General features: G+C 39.3%; 10 protein-coding genes. All 10 read right to left on the bottom strand.

All coding sequences use genetic code 11. From position 1 onward, the window contains the following. Positions 1-14: 14 nt before the first annotated feature. Positions 15-2975 (bottom strand): BspA family leucine-rich repeat surface protein, encoded by a 2961-nt coding sequence (locus IGJ39_RS06445; RefSeq protein ID WP_438764320.1) that lies wholly within the window; start codon positions 2973-2975, stop codon positions 15-17. 147 nt (positions 2976-3122) lie between these two features. After that, positions 3123-4313 carry a hypothetical protein gene (locus tag IGJ39_RS06440; RefSeq protein WP_019723726.1) on the bottom strand — a complete coding sequence of 397 codons (1191 nt, stop codon included), beginning with the start codon at positions 4311-4313 and terminating at the stop codon, positions 3123-3125. A gap of 67 nt (positions 4314-4380) precedes the next feature. Beyond that, positions 4381-4554, bottom strand: coding sequence for a hypothetical protein (locus tag IGJ39_RS06435; RefSeq protein WP_019723727.1), 174 nt, complete (start codon positions 4552-4554; stop codon positions 4381-4383). Between the two features lie 46 nt (positions 4555-4600). Next, a complete protein-coding gene (locus IGJ39_RS06430; RefSeq protein WP_019723728.1) occupies positions 4601-5161 on the bottom strand; it encodes a hypothetical protein in 561 nt (186 codons plus the stop codon). 31 nt (positions 5162-5192) lie between these two features. Then, complete coding sequence (locus IGJ39_RS06425) at positions 5193-7361, bottom strand: MucBP domain-containing protein (protein WP_430608410.1); 2169 nt, start codon at positions 7359-7361, stop codon at positions 5193-5195. 20 nt (positions 7362-7381) lie between these two features. Beyond that, on the bottom strand, positions 7382-11716 hold the full coding sequence (locus IGJ39_RS06420; RefSeq protein WP_438764317.1) for a hypothetical protein: 4335 nt from the start codon (positions 11714-11716) through the stop codon (positions 7382-7384). Between the two features lie 39 nt (positions 11717-11755). Next, a complete protein-coding gene (locus IGJ39_RS06415; protein WP_019724402.1) occupies positions 11756-12685 on the bottom strand; it encodes a hypothetical protein in 930 nt (309 codons plus the stop codon). A gap of 19 nt (positions 12686-12704) precedes the next feature. Then, positions 12705-16070: a lysozyme family protein gene (locus tag IGJ39_RS06410; protein ID WP_438764315.1), complete on the bottom strand. Its 3366-nt coding sequence runs from the start codon at positions 16068-16070 to the stop codon at positions 12705-12707. Then, entirely contained in the window at positions 16063-18372 is a 2310-nt protein-coding gene (locus IGJ39_RS06405) for a VirB4-like conjugal transfer ATPase, CD1110 family (RefSeq protein ID WP_019724188.1), read from the bottom strand. Before IGJ39_RS06405 ends, IGJ39_RS06410 begins: the two co-directional genes overlap by 8 nt. Then, positions 18314-18664, bottom strand: a complete 351-nt coding sequence (locus IGJ39_RS06400) for a PrgI family protein (protein ID WP_019724189.1) — start codon at positions 18662-18664, stop codon at positions 18314-18316. Before IGJ39_RS06400 ends, IGJ39_RS06405 begins: the two co-directional genes overlap by 59 nt. Between the last annotated feature and the right edge of the window lie 4 nt (positions 18665-18668).

Genomic DNA, 18668 nt, shown 5'->3' with positions numbered 1-18668 from the left:
TACATCTATGCCCGCTATCTGGGAACAAATCGTAAAATCATACGATAGGTGGGAACGAATGAATCTTGATAATAGCCCCCTTGTTCATTGTCACTTTCCGAGATCCACTTAGGATATGGCCCATAAAACCGACCGGTCAAATGGAAAGGGACACTTGAGTATGGTGCAACTTGTGCCAAGCGTTGTTCACTTCTTCGTCCATATAAAGAAATTTTGGTTTCATTAGACATCAACTGTAATTCCAATAGTGATTGTTTGATATCAGAGAATTTTTTCGGTCGTCCTTCTTGCAATGGCGCGTGATCTAAAGGATTTTCATCCTCTCTTAACAAGGTGACCCCTGCATCATCTTCAACAATGAACTGATTCACATACGTATCAACAGAAAGATCTGAATGATTACGGATCTCGTAATCTGGACTAACAAATTCACGATTAGTTTCCTCGCCTTGGTAGAGGGATTCGAACACCATTTTCGTCGGTATGGAAACTTTTAGATGATGGATCTTCGAGCTAACATCAATGCCTATTGTAAACTGACAGGCTTTGTTCCCTACTTGAAATGTAGCAAAATACGTGCCATCGTCCACTTCATCCTTGGTTAAATCCGTAGCTACGATTTTAATTTCCTGACTGCGATCGTCCTGTGTCAAAGCATCGTGTGCTGTTGCCTGACTTTCCTTCAGAATCAATTCATGGAGTTCTGCTTCACTGGTTAATGCCTCTAACTTCTTACGTTCTAATGTGAAGTGATTTGCAGTGTAGTCGATCCCTTTGATTACCTTTTCTTCAATCGTCAAATCACCAGTTGTTTCGACGGATGGTTTAGCAACAGCGAGTGTTACCTGTGTATCTGTTGCTAAACGCTCATTTTCTGCCAAGGGTATCTCAAACTGTCGTATTCGTTGATCTGCATCTTGGTAATCTCCCCACTTGATCCTCGGTGATTCTTTAGTTACACTGACTGTTTGTCCCGTTGTATTTTGGTAAGTGATTGTTCGACTATCCGTTACTTCTGTCATCCAACCAGTGATTGCTGTTGATTGGTCACTTAATGGCTCTAATGCTGCCACTAATTCTTCCGGACGAGAACGTTCCCATACATAAGTTCCTGGATGATTTCCGTCATAATTTGCCATAAATTCGTTTGAATTCTCAAACGCGATTGTTCGAACTGAACTATCCAAACTTTCTTCAAGCACCCATCGGCCTGTATATTCAGTTGTAGATGTGATCCTTGGTAACCTGGTACCTTCAATCACTGTTTCTTTTCCTAATTTAAGAGATGAAAGTCTCCAAGTATTAGAGAACATGCCCCTAATATCTTTATTTTTTGTGTCCCAATTACTCAAATCTAATTCAGTTAGTGAAGAGGAAGACATAAATAAATTCGTCATACTGGTCACATTCTCAACATTCCATTGACTGACATCAATGTCCGCCAAGTTGTATGTCCAAGCAAATGCGTGGCTCATATTCGTCACATTAGACACATTCCATTGACTGACATCTAACTTTATTAAATTGCTCATCCATGCAAATGTGTGACTCATGCTAGTTACATTAGACACATCCCATTGACTAATATTGAGCTCTTTTAGTGCTGTTGTACTTGCAAACATTCTGCTCATATTCGTAACTCCGGATGTATTGAACTTTCCTGCATCTTCAATACTTTTCAACTGATTTAACTCGTAAAATAAAGATGCGCTATTTTCTGGTAAAAATACTTCATTGATGACACGAATAGTTTCAACTTCTGAGTGAACTTTCCATGGCGCTTGCGAGACCGATCCAGCGATTCCACCATACAAATGGATCGTTTTCGTTGCCTCGTCGTATTCCCAAGGGACGGTTCCCCATAACTCCTGACTCTTCCGATAGATATAGGTGACTATCTGCTCATTATTCGTGAAAACCCCTGTTGCATTTTCCGGTGCAACAAGCAATTCCCACCCTTCGATTTCTTTTGCTTCTGTACGATATGCTTCTCCGCTAAATCCCGTTAAAATATCGCTTTGAGCTAACTCATTCCCCTCTTCGTCCACATACCTTACGACGACACTGCCTTGTTGCAAGCGTTCATAATTGGCTTGGACGCTCACAGGTCCCGTACCCATTCGTAAACTGGTATTCGCCAGATTACTATTCGTTATGGTTGCACCATTTTGGGTTCGAAACTGCCAATTGACAAACCGGTACCCGACAGCTGGATTCGCATTCAAATTGATGGTTGCTCCTTGGGCAGCGGATGAAGCTGAAACCCTAGGATTGCCACCAATCGTTGGATTTGCCTGCACACTCACACTATGGGTGATTTGTTCGTAGACTGCTCGAATGGACGAATCTCCTGTCCCCATCGTAATGGATGTACTTTGACTCGTTCGGTTTGCAATAGTCGCGTTTCCAGAAACAGGCTCCCATTGAACAAAGCGATATCCATTCGAAACGTTGGCATGGATCGTGGTCGTTTCACCTTGTGCCAGTATTGTTTGATCCGCTCTTGGATTTCCTCCAGCATTTGGAGAAGATTGGAAAGTTAAATTGTAAACCCTCTCATATATTGCTCGTATCGTTATCGTCTCATGCACTGGTGGTCCTATAGGGCCACCAGTAGAGATAGTAAGACTTGTTGTTTCAGCATTTAGATTGCCTATCGAAGCATTCCATCCGTTGATTAGCTCCCATCGAACGAAACGAAACCCTTGGTTCGGATTTGCACTGATAGTGTAAAATAAACTTCCCCATGGCGGATTTACATGAGGCATAGAACTAGGTCTACCACCTTCTGAAGGACTTGTTTCAAATGTGATTGTTGCATTTCTCTCTACTCCTAAACTTGGATCATTTTGGCTTTCGGGTGCAGGTTCACTAGTTTCTGATCCATAGGCAAAATGAAAAGGTAGATGGGTCAAAAGAATCACTAATACGGTTATTAAGATGATTATTTTTTTACTATTTATTTTGCTTTTCATTGGTACTCCTTAACTTTTAGCTGTTGCAACAAGCGAATATTCTTTCTTTGTTAGAGTTCTTATAAATTAACAAGGTGACTATTCATCAGACAATTAATCATTGATATCTCTAATCGATAAAATTTTTATCGATTAGAGATACTTTTTTTATGCGCGTTGCTCTTTAGGGGAAGAACTACGCAATTTCTCTGAACTCTTGCGTTGCATGATTTCTGCTGATTTGCTTATGCTTGCTTCCATTTTGTTTTGCAGTTTACTAGGACCAGGAATACTTGTAGCCAAGGAAGGCGATAACGTTTTTTGAGTAAGTCTTCGTTGCTTCACTTCATGAGAAGTCCCTGTACGTTCACTAACATTGAATAAGTTTTCTGCTTTTGTGAGATCGCCTTTCATAGCTAGTGATCGAGCTTCTCTTATAATATTCAATTCGTTTTTTAATTCATGGATCTGATTTTTTAATTGACGATATTTTTCGCGATTAAAAATATACTTACTAAAAAAATTGATTCGCTGTTTTTTACTTTGTAATTCGGCTAATTCATTTTGTTTCGTGTTGACTTTCATACTGTATTTCTCTAAATTATGATTTTTTACAATTGTATCTTTCAATTCATGGATTTTTTCAATAGCGGAATGAGTATCTCGATGGTAGCCTTGGTCTTCTTTCCAGGTTTCGATAAAATTTCCGAGTGCTAGTTCACTTTGTTTTTCATTTTTCTTAAACCTGCCATAGAAACCCGCGTCATTAAAACTATTTTTCATCTTCAGGTCATATCTTTTTTTATGCATGTCGATATTCTCACCTAATTCCTTGATGTTTTTTTCATCCTTTGATGAATCATACTGAAATTTATACTCCTCAAAAAAATTAGATAGTTTTTCAAATTGTTGATCCAGATCGTGGTGGATCATTTTTTGGACATTTTTTAAATCTGTTTTGACGATCGTTGAGTCCCTATTCGCTTGCCCAGCTATGCCTGTTTTGTCTGTAAGTTCATGACTCTTAGCTGATTTGAGACGTTCAGTTTCTCTTTCTCTGATCAACTGTGTTTTCTCCGCTTCTAATTTTTCATAGCGGGGATCACTCATATCTTTGATACGGTTTATTTGCGCTTGTTTCTCTGAAATTTTTTCCGTTAATTGCTGAATCTTTTCAGGATTAGATTTTACTTCAGTTGTTCTCAAGGTGCTTGATGAAGCAGTCGGCTGTATTTGATCTTGTACAGCGTTTTGTTGTAGCAACTCATTTTTCATTGCTACTAAACGATCGAGTTCAGGATCATTGATATCTTTTATGCGTGCAATTTTTTGGTTTAATTTTACGAGTTGTTCATCCATTATCATTCCTACTTTCTTAAAGAAATCCTTTATCTGTCTTCGCGATATTATTTATGAACAAAATGACTTATTTCCTATTTTTCTTTTGTAACGAACGTTTGAATCCCTCTGACGATCGAACACTCTCCAAATAAACGCGTTCTTGCTCTCTCTTGTTTTCTTCTATCCTTTTCATTGTTTGGATTCGCTTAGTCTCACGACCGATTCTTCGTTGTTCATCACTCATACGCTCATGTTCCATTCTTTCTCCTCCAATCAGGATGGCTCCAATTGATCATGAGAATTCCTTATGATCTTTGTAATGACGGTCTTCTTGTTAACTGATTATTTTTTGATAACTGATTGATTTTATTACTTTTACTGATTGCCTCTTTTTTTACTGTGGCAAAGCTCAATTTTTTGATTTTAGCAACGGATTGTTGTTTTGCCGCTTTCACTGTTTTGACTTCGGCAGATTTGATTCTTCGTTGAGAGGATGTTGCACTGATACCTAGTGTTTTTATACTTTTTAAAAGATCAACCTTCATGAAGTTCGTCCCTAATTTGTATAAAAACTGAAAAAGGTTCCGATTGGTTTTTGTTGCGATATTTTTTACAACAGGCGCTTTTTCTTTCGCAGCTTCCAGCTTGACAGGTTGTTTTTTAGCTGCCTTCGTCTTATTAGCAGATACTTCTAAAGGTGATTGCTCTTTTTCTTTCTTTTTTGTGATTCTATTTTTGATCATCTTCGTCACTTTGACGACAAATCGTCCTAAATATTTTAGTCCCATAAAACCAAATTTAGGCGTTTTCAAGGATGTTTTTTGTAGCATTTTTACCTCTGGATCTGGCTGTTCATTGGTGATCATCGAACTCCTCCTTTAAATCAAATGTTTGGTATCATTTATTTTTACATTTAGTTCGCTTTTTTAGTTGTTTCCAAAAGACAAATGCAACGATTGACGTCCCTACTACAGTTAAGGAAATTCCTGCTTGACTATTCAATCTTGGTAGCGAACGCTTCTCTTCTTTTCTTCTGATTGCGACCCCATCATTCTTTTTAGTTGAAGTTTTTTTGTCAGTTGTTTGGTCCACCGGTTTTGTTTCAGGGTGCTTATCCTTATTGTCATTAGGTTTGTCTTCCTCTGGTCTCGGCTGCTCCTCATTTCTAACATAGACGAAATTTATCTCTTGCTCCTCATCTGTAAATACACCTGTAGGTTGGCCGATGGTTTCTTTTACTTCCCAACCAGCTATTTGCATTGGCTCTGCCTTAAAAGCTTCTCCCCAACGTCCAAGTAGAATGTCCATTCGATTTTTTTCAGGCGCTTCCTCAAAAATGTGGTTGACGACTACTTGACCGCCAACTTTACGCTCGTATTGGATCGTTACCGTTTGTGCTTGTTCTGTCACTATCACTTCTGGCAACTCACCTTTTACTTGCCAACCCGCTTCTGTTCGTGGCATCAATTCAAAACGATCACCGACATTCCCGACATCTGTAATCACTTCGTTCGTATTCATAGAAGATTCGCCAATGAATTCATGATTGACGGTGATGGCACCTCCAGGTTTTCGCTCGTATTGGATCGTCACCGTTTGTGCTTGTTCTGTCACTATCACTTCTGGCAACTCACCTTTTACTTGCCAACCCGCTTCTGTTCGTGGCATCAATTCAAAACGATCACCGACATTCCCGACATCTGTAATCACTTCGTTCGTATTCATAGAAGAATCGCCAATGAATTCATGATTGACGGTGATGGCACCTCCAGGTTTTCGCTCGTATTGGATCGTCACCGTTTGTGCTTGTTCTGTCACTATCACTTCTGGCAACTCACCTTTTACTTGCCAACCCGCTTCTGTTCGTGGCGTCAATTCAAAACGATCACCGACATTCCCGACATCTGTAATCACTTCGTTCGTATTCATAGAAGAATCGCCAATGAATTCATGATTGACGGTGATGGCACCTCCAGGTTTTCGCTCGTATTGGATCGTCACCGTTTGTGCTTGTTCTGTCACTATCACTTCTGGCAACTCACCTTTTACTTGCCAACCCGCTTCTGTTCTAGGTGTCAATTCAAATCGATCGCCCACATTCCCCACGTTTGTGAATCGTGCACTGCTATTCATACTTGAAGCACCGATAAATTCGTGGTTCACCGTGATCGCTCCGCCCACCGTTGGATTCTTTGTATAGACAAATTCAACAAGTCTTTCCGGACCAGCTGCCATCTGACCGGAAGCACTTGCGCTTCCAGATGATAATCTGCTGAAGGTATATCCCGGAATGACTGGAGGTGTATACGCATAGTTTTGACCAACCTCCATTTGTTCTACCAGTGGAGCTCGGAGTTCATTACCTTCCTCATCGATATATCTCACTTTGATTGAATTTTTTGTTCGCAGTGACAATGTGCCTAAATTAAGATTAGTAAGTGTGATACCCCCTACATTAATCGGGTTGTTTCCAAAAAAATCAGCAGTTGTTGGATCAATTGCCCATGTATCTAAATAAAGCGAACTCAAGTTAAGATTGATTGAGTTAGTATGACCATTTGTCGCACTCACCTGTGACCTAGTAACTGTCACATCAACTCTTGTATGATTTCCCGTAGTCGGACCAACTACCCTGCTAATAGTCACTCCCGAAGGAAGATTTGTCGCGGTCACCTCGCCTATGCTAAAATTACCTAGCAGATTTGGTGACTTTCCATAACGCATCTGAGTATAAAAGTAATTGGGTACAGGCGTATTTCCACTCTTACCTCCCGTAAGTGCTGGAATCCAACCACCTCGATCTGTTACAAGGGCATAGGTAGGAATATTAATCGAAAAACTTACACTATCCCCCACATCAACCCCTAAAGAACCATCTACTTGTGGTGTAGCACTGATCTGTTGAGAGATTGCGTTTTCTCCTTCGTCATACAACCATGCACTTAAGCTCTTTCCTTGATGGATCTCATCGAGCATATAATCATTAAAAGTAGCATAAACACTCACTGGAAAATGTAAGAGCAACAAGATGACGCTAAATATGCTCATTAGTTTGATTTTATTCATTGAATCTCTCTCCGTATTCTTTATTTTTCAAAAGATATTTGACCTTTCAGTAGGGGCTTACCACTGGCATTATTACTCTTCGAAATTGCTTTTTGTTTGATTGAATCAAATGCCTCTTTGACGGCCGGCTGACGATTGATTCCCTTATTTTGTTCAGTAATCTGTGGATTTCTTTCAGATTTTGTATTATCCAACCGATGTCTTGCGGCTTCACCTAATTGATTCGTCGCACGGTTTTCACGTGATGACTGTGAGGGTGGCTCATGAATATCCGCTTTCACATGAAGTGTTTCATGGGTATTGAACGAATTCGACCGACTTGAACGATTCGATTCATTTGGGGTTTTGTTTTCTGTCTCTTGACCATAGACCCATGCATATGGACTTTTTTCCATTGACTTCGTTTCATTACTAGCGAGTTTTATGCCATCTTCTTTTGATCCAGCACTTTTTATTGACGAATTATCATGGGCAGATGCACGATCATCCTTATCCAATTTTTCATAGGCTTTATCAAAATTCTTATCTACCTCTAAAGAATTTTTTTCGATTGTTTCTTTTTGTGTTGTCGTTTCTAATGTTTGATCTTCTTTTTTATAAAACTTTCTTTGTAGTGCATGCAGTCCTTTACTCAAGGCAGTCACACCAAAGGAAACCCCAAGTGCCATTGCAATAACTGAAGTTACTTTGTACATAAATAACGGAGTTGAGGTGGCTATCGTAAATATATATGGTGCTATTACTGGTGTCAGTGCGATACCAATTCCTGCTACAACTATCCCAACACCAAAGATGATGGCGAGAGATTTCCAATTTCTTTTAAGATAACCTTTTACAGATTTGTCTTTTTCTGAATTTTCAGGACTGTCTTTTTCTGATGAGTGATTCTGTTGTTTTGTTTTTGCTGTTTCTTTCTCATGAGCGGCAGTTTCTCTTTGAATCGATTTTTCTTTTGGATCAATCACTCGATCTTCTAAGTTTCTCTGTCGACTTCGTTCTGCCTGGCGATAGTTTTGTATTCTAGAACGAAGTTTACGGATATAGTTGATGAGTTTTGGCCCATAAACGGCAGCCAAAATAGTCCCGTAAATAAACAGAGTTAGTGGTAGTCCATACATAGCAAGGTAGGCTGGAACGATGCCTAAAATGCCAGTTACCCACATACTGATCAACGGCCAAGATGCTAATGGTAGTAAGTTCAACAAAAGTCTTCCGATTTGAATCGCTCGGCTTTTTTTTGTATGGATTTTCTTTTTTTCTGTAAGCGGTCCTGACTCTGGCAATTCTATATTGTCATCCATAAAATCGGTTTCTGTAGCTTTATCCGTTTTTCCTGAAGCATTTTCATTTAAGCCAAAAGTATCACTACTCGCGTCTATTCCAAGTTTATCTAAAGAATCAGTTGTGTTTTCCGACTGTTTTTTATCCATTCCTCGAGTGACTATACTCGCTTCATCCAGTTTTGTTGGTTTCGGTTCCCCACCTTCACTCATCTGATTTCTCATTTGGCTATTTTGAGTGTCTGAGGAAGATTCCTCTACTGATGCGTGGGAACTATCTGTTTGAGTATCTGTTTGAGTATCTGTTTGATTATTTGTCTGGGTATTTGTTTCAGGTGGTACTTTTTCTTCTGGATTAAATTTGAGTTTATCAGCTAACAATTCACGGATTTTTTTCGTATTACCAGCAGCGATATCTGTTAGATCTGTTTGATCAGCAGAGTGAACAGTAGGTTGGTTGCTTGTTTCTTTTCTATGATCTAGCTGATCGGCTATAACCGTTTCTTCCGATTTTGGACCATCACTACTTGTTCCAGCAGGATTTTCAAATTGGTTTTGGCGTTGACGAAATCTTTCATTAGCCAATCCATTTTGTTTTTGCTGGAATGTTTCGTTAGAATCACTAGCTTCAGTTTCTCTCCCAGTTCTGGACTCGTACTGTCTTCGCATCGCTTTAACTCGTCCCGTGGATTCTGGTGCTGGTCGCTCATCACGAAGAGCATTCGCATTTTCGAACTGATCTCTCGCTGCTCTCACTCGTCCCGTGGATTCTGGTGCTGGTCGCTCATCACGAAGATTACTCGCTTTTTCGAACTGTTCCCTCGCTGCCCTCACTCGTCCCGTGGATTCTGGAACTGGGCGCTCATCACGAAGGGTATTCGCATTTTCGAACCGTTCTCTCGCTGCTCTCACTCGTCCCGTGGATTCTGGAACTGGGCGCTCATCACGAAGGGCATTCGCATTTTCGAACCGTTCTCTTGCTTCTCTCACTAGTCCCGTGGATTCTGGTGCTGGTCGCTCATCACGAAGATTACTCGCTTTTTCGAACTGTTCCCTCGCTGCCCTCACTCGTCCCGTGGATTCTGGAACTGGTCGCTCATCACGAAGGGCATTCGCACTTTCAAACTGGTCCCTTGCTGCCTTCACTCGTCCCGTGGATTCTGGTGCTGGTCGCTCATCACGAAGATTACTCGCTTTTTCGAACTGTTCCCTCGCTGCCCTCACTCGTCCCGTGGATTCTGGAACTGGGCGCTCATCACGAAGGGCATTCGCACTTTCAAACTGGTCCCTTGCTGCCTTCACTCGTCCCGTGGATTCTGATGCAAGGTGGTTATCACTTTTTACACTGGAATTTTCGAATCGAGTGCGACGGTTTTGTAATTCTTCGTTCGTCATGTCGGTTTGATTCGATTTTGTTTCGTTTGCAGCTGCTGAATCATTCGTATGAACTGCGCTTCCGTTTCCTTTACGTACGATTTCGCTACTGCCATGCATGGTGGTAGCTCTTTGATAAGAAGTTCCTTGATGTTCACTTTCTCCACGACCCTTTTTCTTAGAAAACGCTGGTTCATTGCTTGTACTAGTCAGGTTTTCGAAACGAGCACGACGGTTTTGAAATTCTCCGTCAGTCCTACCAGCTCGACTCAATTCTGCATTGTTTGTCCTTAACGAGTCATTGTTATCTATCCTACTAGCTTGATCTTCTTGCACTAGCTCACTACTTCGTTGCTGCCTAGGTGGATTTTGATAAGCAACTGTCTGATAATTATCCGGTTCGCTTTGAGTTGTTCTCTCTCTGACTGGTGGTTCATTACTTGGTCCAGGCATATTGCCAAATTGATCTCGCCGTCTTTGAAATTCTTCGTTTGCCCTACCAGTTTGACTCCATTCTGCATTGTTTGTCCTTAATGAGTCATTGTTATCTGCCCTACTAGCTTGAGCTTCTTGCACTAGCTCACTACTTCGTTGCTGCCTAGGTGGATTTTGATAAGTAGCTGTCTGATAATTATCCGTTTCGCTTTGAGTTGTTCTCTTTATGACTGGTGGTTCGTTACTTGGTCCAGATAGATTGCCAAATTGATCTCGCCGTCTTTGAAATTCTTCGTTCGTCATGCCGGTTTGCTCCGGCTCCGCTTTATTTGTGGGTGATGATTCATTCGTATAGACTGTGCTTTCATTTCCTCTACGCACAAATTCGCTAGTACCTTTTAATGGCGGAGCTTTTTGATAGGATGATGTTCCTTCATCTCTTTGGTTCTGTCGATCTGACGGTTGATTTTGCCTATTTTGAACATTCGGTGAATCATTCGTTTGCGAGGTTCTCCATCTAGACGACTTTCGACTTTCTGATGGTGAATGATCATTTGATGTATGATTCAGACCTTCATAGTATTGTCGCAATCGATTGACTGTTCCTGATGGTACTTCAGCTGAATGTGGTTCTTTATTATAAGAACGTTCTTTTTCAAATCGTTCTTTTAAATCACTCACTCTAAGCCTTTCTTGGTGTTCTTCTTTTGTATATTGATTCGTCGTGTGAACAGGATTTACGTGCATCGAGACATTCTCTTTGATCTGATCATTGGATAAAGATTGTTGTTTTAAGTTAGGTTTCTTATTGAGTGATGCTTGTTCTGCAAATCTTCTTTCTTGTTCAGCCACTAATTTAGGACTTACTAATTCTTCAGATGCTTGTAATTGTGTGTGTGACGTCAAATTAGGTGTCGCATCTTTTGTCCTTGTTTCTTGTTTACGTATATTTTCTTTTAAGACGATCATCCGCGATTTATAAATCGAGAATCTCAAGGCATTGTATTCTGATGGATCAATGTCTTGGAGCATTCTTTCAAATGATTGTTTTAAATCATTGGTCTTTTCTTCGTTCACTTCTTTTCTTGAAGAAATCAAGTCTAGAACGAAGTGGAATTCTTCTCTCAAGGTTTCAGGGTTGCTATCCAATATTGCTTTTGCTTGAAACTCATTGAATACTTTTTCTTCATAAGGTTTTACTGATTTTACTGAAATATCTTTGTTTATATATTCTTTAAGATAGTCTTCAAATTTTTTATAAAACATCGGTCTCCTCCATTCAATGAAGAATTTTTTCAGAGTCGATTAACCATTCAAGCGATTTTCAAGTAAATGATCTAAAGATGAATTATTTTCTCTAAAAACTCCCGTTTGAGTTAACCGCACGGCTTGATGTGGTTTTTCGTAATTATTTACCCATAAAAACATTCCTGGGAGGGAATTCATGCGATAACCAAATTGTGTTTCCTCTAATGTGATTTCAAATTTTTTAACTGCTGAATGTTCATCTGTGATTGATAGTTCTAACACACATGACGTCTCAGTAATATCTTCAGAAATGACTCGATAGTAAAAAGTTCGACTTATTTCGTCTCCGTCATCCACTTTTCGTTGGACAAATGTATCTTCTGTGAAATCAATCAACACTTGACTATTCATCGTCGTACCTGTCCAACTACCTTGAAGTAACACGTCATTCCATTTCTGACTGATCATCTCGTTCACTTCATCACCACCAGAATCCATCATTTCTTTTGCTTTCTCCATCAATTCAACACTTGGATAGAAATAGGTAGTGTCCCCCTCATTGTCTTCATAAAAGAAGATCGTTTCCCCTAGCCTGGTCATCAGCTCAAAAGTCACTTCCTTCTCGTCTTTATCGGTCAACACAAGTTTTGTATCCACCAAACGATAATGACCGGTTGAGAGCCAGGTAGTACTCTGATAGGTCCCATCATTTTTTAATTCTAAGACCATGCCATCCGCTCGATCAGAATACCAAATTCCCCGATAGACTAAAGCTTCGTTTTTTTCCACTAAATTTAGGTCCTCTTTTTTTTGCTCGTTTACAGACAAAGGTTGACTATTGGTGGTAGATCCTAAATTTTCATTCGTATTGCGATGAAAAAATAGCGTGTAAAAAATAAAACTGAACATTGCGATGAAAATGCCGACAGCTATAAACACGATTCTTTTTCCTTCTTTTGACTCAACTATATTTTTTATTTGCTTCATCGTTCATCCTTTTCTTTCTTTATTGAAGAATACCGTACCCTGAAATACTTGGATCATTGATAAAATAGGTCCTTCTAGCTACTTTATCGGCAGTATTCCCTTCGATGGTCTGAATGATATTTCCATCTGTAAACTCTACGATTCCCACATGATCCTTACCTGTACCACCTCCATTCCAATCAAAGAAAATCAAATCACCTGGTTGTGGATGATAGTTCTCTGAAGCCTTCTTATAGTTCCCTTTTTCAGTTAACCAGTTGATCATTTGTAAACAGTTAGCAGACTTGATTATTTTTTCTTGGTTGAGATAACCTACTTGGTCTGCTACCCAACTCACAAAGATCGCACACCACTCTACTCTTCCTTCAAACCCATACCATTGCCAGTACTTCTCTCCTTGAATCGTGCCAATCTCATTGATTGCAGCCTCTAGGAAATCTGAGTTTTCGAGCCATAGATAGTTAGTTACTATAGGTACATAGAACATATTTCCGTAAGCATATCGCCATGAAAACCCATGTGCTAACGCTACTGGATGGGTATAAGTAACAGTCTGCCTGTTGCTTTTTTCTCTTGCATATAACTCTGCATGAAGGAAGCTATATTGCTTATTAGTATTTGCTAACCAATGTAAAAAGTCTTCTCCGTAGTTATAGGCTTGAAGAGCCGCACGATCATCAAGATGTAAGGTTCTCGCTTTACTTAATAATTGAGCAAAATAGTGGGTGCCTCGATCAATTGATCGTTCTGGATCATCGATCGTATTAGGAGACAAACCTTGTGACTCACTGGCCTGCATGATGTCAGGGAATCTTTCTGCATCACCACCTGATTCTACTTGGATGATTGCCAAGATCATGTTGACATACTCTGGAATCCCATACTTTTCACAGGCTTCTCGAACAAGATGTTCCCATTGTAAAATCATTTGTCCAGGATTTTTAAGACTTCCTGAGATTGATCTTGAAGAATGATGTGTAAACCCTTCTATCTCAGAAGGAAATTGAAATTCCAGATCAAAAATATAAGCAGATGGATAAATGTGTCTGTTTGGCCAGAATGTTCGGCGTTCTATGACTTCAACCTTTAAATTTCCAGTGGTTTCTCCTACGATTGTATCGCCGTCTACCCACTCACCACTTCTCACCCGGACATTTTTTAATGGAGACAAAACAACTCTTTTGCTCAAAGAAGTATTGATAGTGACATAATCATTGCCAGCAGCATGTACCCTTCCTGATCCAGAATTATCGATGCCATAGACAGGTGTGCCAGGCTCAGCCAACAGCTCAATATGATTGTGTCTATTTCTGTCATTTGATCCTCGATAGCCATATTTTTGAACAACGATGGCCTCTTGGTTCATGCCAAAAGGACTTTGCAAAAATACTTTATTCTCAAATCGGTCCAATTCCTGGATCGGTCCAAATTTATCTAGTTCTTCCTCTGTCAACGTATCTGAATTTTCATCAATAAACTGGCTGATTGTTTTGATCTCAATATTGATCAACGCCACTTTTATCGTACGATGGGTTGGACGATCTTCTTCATTACGAGGGGTAGCGGGTTGGTCCCCAGTTGGAGTGTTAGCTGTTTGATTTTCTTCGGAATCATTCGGTTCTTCTTCTGAGTTCTCGTCTTCTTCCGAATCATCCGCTTCTTCTTCTAAGTCCTCGTCTTCTTCTGAATCATCCGGTTCTTCTTCTGAGCTCTCGTCTTCTTCTGAGCTCTCGTCTTCTTCTGAATCATCCGCTTCTTCTGAGTCCTCGTCTTCTTCCGAAACATCCGCTTCTTCTAAGTCCTCGTCTTCTTCTGAATCATCCGCTTCTTCTAAGTCCTCATCTTCCTCTGAATCATCCGCTTCTTCTTCTGAGTCCTCATCTTCCTCTGAATCATCCGCTTCTTCTTCTGAGTCCTCATCTTCCTCTGAATCATCTGGTTCTTCTGGGTCTTCTTCTTCATCCGAATCATCTGGTTCTTCCGATTCATCGTCATCTTCTGAGTCTTCCGATCCATCTCCTTCTGGGTCAGTGTCCTCAGTATCATTGTCTTCAGGATAAATAATTGGCACTTCTCTTGTTTCGATTTCTGTCGTGTAACTAAAGGTATAGTCATGGATTCCTTCTACTTCTCCACGAACTCTCGTTGCACCAAAGATATTGCTACTCGCTGAGATACTTTTACTGATGTTATAATCTTCATATTTTGCATTCAGGTAATAGAGGTACGTATCTGCATCAGAGCTATAGATAAAATTGTTATCTGGTCTGGCAACACCATTTACAACAAAATAAACTTCTTCAATTTCAGAATCTTCTGAAAAATCTTCAAAAACTTGTTGCACTTCTTTGTTCTTTCTGGCATCCAAAAGTGTGACATGCTCATATGCCTCTGCTAATGCCATATCTTCCGTTTTTATAGTGAATATACTAGCGATAAAATTAAAGATGGCGATAATCACAACGATCACGACGATCACGACCGCCAAGATCATCATTACTTTGACGGACAATAACATGAGGATCAGTTTGAGAATAATAAATAAGACTAAAAGCACTCCAAGAATATTCAATTCGCCATCTTTGTTCCTGCCAACTGTGTCTATGGCTGTTTGTGCCAGATTTTTTTTCAGTTTGGGTTTGAATTTTTTTTTCGATGGCATTTTTGTTTGCTTTTTTAATCGTTTGACTTTGTTGGAGTTACTTAACACTTGATGTTTACGTTCAAGTTTGTCTTTGATGCCGAATAGTTTTTCTTCAAGCTTCTTTGCTCTGGTCTGCTTATTCGTAGTAAGTGTATTCTTTATGCCAGCTAGATTGAGAACATTTTTGCCTAGCTTTTGTTGTTTCTTATGATAGAATTTTTTTGATCCTAGTTTTTGTTTATTGATTTTTTCAGTAGAGAGCTGACTTCGCTGATTCGTCCCACTATTATTGGATGACGTTTGTCTTTTTTTTATTCCTAAAAGCGCATGATCGATTTCTTTAGAAGAGCGGTGTTTATTCTTTATGAAATAGGCCTTTTCTCTAGTGGTACTATGTTTTTTATTTCTATTTACTTTGTTTAACTTTTTTTTATTTGTCATGAGATGGCGCTTTTTAAATTGACTATCGTAAGTTTTTTTGCTTGTTGCGCCTTTACTTAATGGCTCTTTTCTTGATTGGCTATTCACCATATGTTGTTTAAAATCAACGATGTTTCTATTTTTTAGCTGTAAGTTATCTCTTTTTTTTCTCGCTAATTTTTGTTGACGTTTTTTGAATCGGAGTCGTTTCTTCAGTGCTTTCTCTTTTTGCTCTTTCGTACTGACACGTTTCAATTTGATCGATAACAGATCTTGTTGCTTGTTGTTTTCTTGTTTATTCCCCTCATATGTTTCATTCATAATCTTGCTTTGTTTTTACCTCTTCACCAGGTTTAGTTGTCATGATTTGATAGAGTTTCGTCTCTTTAGGCAGTCGGTCTTCAAATGGAATGATCGTGTCCCCAAACACCATCAAACCTGTACCTTCACTCCCATTTAATACATACTTTTCCTGCTCTTCCGATATATCGAATAAACGAGTCAACTCTGAGCGGTCAGATTTTGCTTGATTGAACATGACAACGAAGTCGCTATTAGAAAGCATTCTTCTGGCTAGATCCGACAATAATAGTGTCTCAACATTTTGAGTGATCCCTGTCGGTATAGCCCCCCATTTTCTTGCTCTACTCCATAATTCAAAGAAATAATTTTCTGAATATTCATTTGTAAAGAGCAACTGTAATTCATCAATATATAACCATGTACGGATCCCTGATTCTCGATTCAATGTGATTCGATTCCAAATTTGATCTAAAACGACCAACATTCCGAATGGTTTAAGTTGTTTCCCTAAATCTTTGATGTCAAAAATGACCAAACGTTTATTTAAATCTACGTTCGTCTGCTCGGAAAATAGCGCTAAGCTACCTTCTGTATAAAGCTCCAATTCAATCGCCAGTTGCTTTGCCTCTTCTTCTGGCTGTGCATTTAGCGCCATATAAAAATCTTTTAATGTCGGCAACTTTGTCTGGTCTTGGTAAATTTTCCGGCATACTCGGTCGATGATCGTCTTTTGTTGGGAAGATAACCCTAAAATACCACCCGTGATCAGCTCACAAAGTGAAATCAAAAATTGGGTTTTTAGAGCGATCGGATCAGCATCGTCGCCATAGTTACTATTGATATCCATCGGATTGATGCAGGTGTTTGAATTGCCAGCCAATCGAACCATTTGACCATCAAATTCCGAGCAAATATGCTGATATTCTGATTCAGGGTCAATGACAATCACTTCGTCTTTGGCGTTTCTCAGTAAAACATTGACGATTTCCCGTTTGACAGAGAAACTCTTACCTGATCCTGGTGTACCTAAGACAAACCCATTGGGCGCCATTAGTTTTTTTCGATCAAGAATCGTCAGATTTTTTGTCACAGAATTGATCCCATAATAATTGCCATTCTCGTGGAGCATTTCAGAAATCGAAAATGGCATCAACGCCGAAACCGCAGAAGTTGCCAATAATCGATTTAAAGGAACATGATTCTTTCCTATTGGTAATAGTGTATTCAAAGCAAATTTTTGTAAATAAGCTAGTTCAATGATCGTGCAGCCAAATCTTCGCCCTACTGACTTGATTTTACTAGCGATTTTATTTAAGTTATCCTGATTATTTGCGGAGAAATTGATCAACACAGTTACTTCAAATAGTTTCTGGCTTTTACTTTGTAATGAATCTAATAGCTCTTTTGCTTCATCCAGAGAATAAGTTAGGTCATAGGGTAGCATGTCATAATCGTACCCACTGTTTAAGGCTTTGCGCTGTTCATCTACCTTTTGCTGATCCATATAAGCCATTTTTGTCTTTACTAAGTCGAAACTGCTTGCCATCGGTATCGGCTTGCAACTAACCGTAAGAGTGATTTCTTCATCGATCTCCATGAGACCTGTCAAGCATTCATCAGATAGTTCGGCAGGGTAACCATTCAAATAGAGGGTCTGATTTAGTTTGTCATCGATCTTGATCAGGCGCTTATCTAATTTGAGATCGACTTGTTTCGGCAGTAATGTAAGATTCTCATTATTTAAGATTTGCCCAATCAATTCTTTGCGTTCTTCTCCCTTTAAAATATGGAGGGTCGAACCAATTTTTCGAGCGAATAGATCCACTTGATCGGCAATCAAGAATAACTCTCTTTCCGCAAATTCCTGATTCTCATGTTTTTGAGTAAAAGTAATAAAAATTTTCTTTTCAAATGCATTCTTCTTTTCGTTGATTTTCGCTGTCAGATAGTCATTCATTTCTTGGCGGTATTTATCATCATATCGTTCATTTTTTTCTTTAAAAAGCACATGAGTCAATTCTTCGACTGTTTTTTTCTTTTTTACTAACGTGACTTTGTACTCAATAGAAGCGTCTAAAGAATTTAGAAATTCACAATATTTAATGAATACCTGCATACGTTGTTCTTCTGAACAAAGTTGATAACTGATATCTTCGACATTGATCGTTAGCGAATATTCATTTTCCTCGATTAGACAAATGCCATTGTCATAGATTTTTTCAAAAAGTAAAAAAGATTTCTTTTCCTCTTGCTTATTTTTCTTATTCTTTTTCTGTTTGAAGTTGACCTTCATCAAATTGGGACGTATCAGATTCTTCATAAACAACTACTCCTTGATCAAAATGGTAAATAAAATAGTATTTCAAATAGCGTTCAAAAGGCAGTCCCTCTTTTTTTAGCCACCCAAAAGCGACGATTGGCATTGAAACGAGAATCATCAGCCAACTGATCACGTCCATGGAATAGCCAAAAAAGCGCACAAATACAAAACTAATCACGATATTAATCAACCCTGCGACAGACAGAAAGCCTAATTGCCGCACACTCATGCCTGCGACAATGCGTTCTTTATATTCCCGTACATCTTTATGGACTTTGACTTCAATTGCCATAACT

The organism is Enterococcus sp. AZ140, assembly GCF_051714405.1.
In the GTDB taxonomy this organism is placed as follows: Bacteria; Bacillota; Bacilli; order Lactobacillales; family Enterococcaceae; genus Enterococcus_B; species Enterococcus_B pernyi.
The sequence above is the reverse complement of the archived record's forward strand: the minus strand, read 5'-3'. Positions and strand labels throughout refer to the sequence as shown.

Excerpts from the sequence above, each read along its gene's own strand:
- IGJ39_RS06420 (WP_438764317.1), bottom strand. The coding sequence starts at position 11,716 with ATGTTTTATAAAAAATTTGAAGACTATCTTAAAGAATATATAAACAAA.
- IGJ39_RS06445 (WP_438764320.1), bottom strand. The coding sequence starts at position 2,975 with ATGAAAAGCAAAATAAATAGTAAAAAAATAATCATCTTAATAACCGTA.
- IGJ39_RS06410 (WP_438764315.1), bottom strand. The coding sequence starts at position 16,070 with ATGAATGAAACATATGAGGGGAATAAACAAGAAAACAACAAGCAACAA.
- IGJ39_RS06405 (WP_019724188.1), bottom strand. The coding sequence starts at position 18,372 with ATGAAGAATCTGATACGTCCCAATTTGATGAAGGTCAACTTCAAACAG.
- IGJ39_RS06435 (WP_019723727.1), bottom strand. The coding sequence starts at position 4,554 with ATGGAACATGAGCGTATGAGTGATGAACAACGAAGAATCGGTCGTGAG.
- IGJ39_RS06400 (WP_019724189.1), bottom strand. The coding sequence starts at position 18,664 with ATGGCAATTGAAGTCAAAGTCCATAAAGATGTACGGGAATATAAAGAA.
- IGJ39_RS06430 (WP_019723728.1), bottom strand. The coding sequence starts at position 5,161 with ATGATCACCAATGAACAGCCAGATCCAGAGGTAAAAATGCTACAAAAA.
- IGJ39_RS06425 (WP_430608410.1), bottom strand. The coding sequence starts at position 7,361 with ATGAATAAAATCAAACTAATGAGCATATTTAGCGTCATCTTGTTGCTC.
- IGJ39_RS06440 (WP_019723726.1), bottom strand. The coding sequence starts at position 4,313 with ATGGATGAACAACTCGTAAAATTAAACCAAAAAATTGCACGCATAAAA.
- IGJ39_RS06415 (WP_019724402.1), bottom strand. The coding sequence starts at position 12,685 with ATGAAGCAAATAAAAAATATAGTTGAGTCAAAAGAAGGAAAAAGAATC.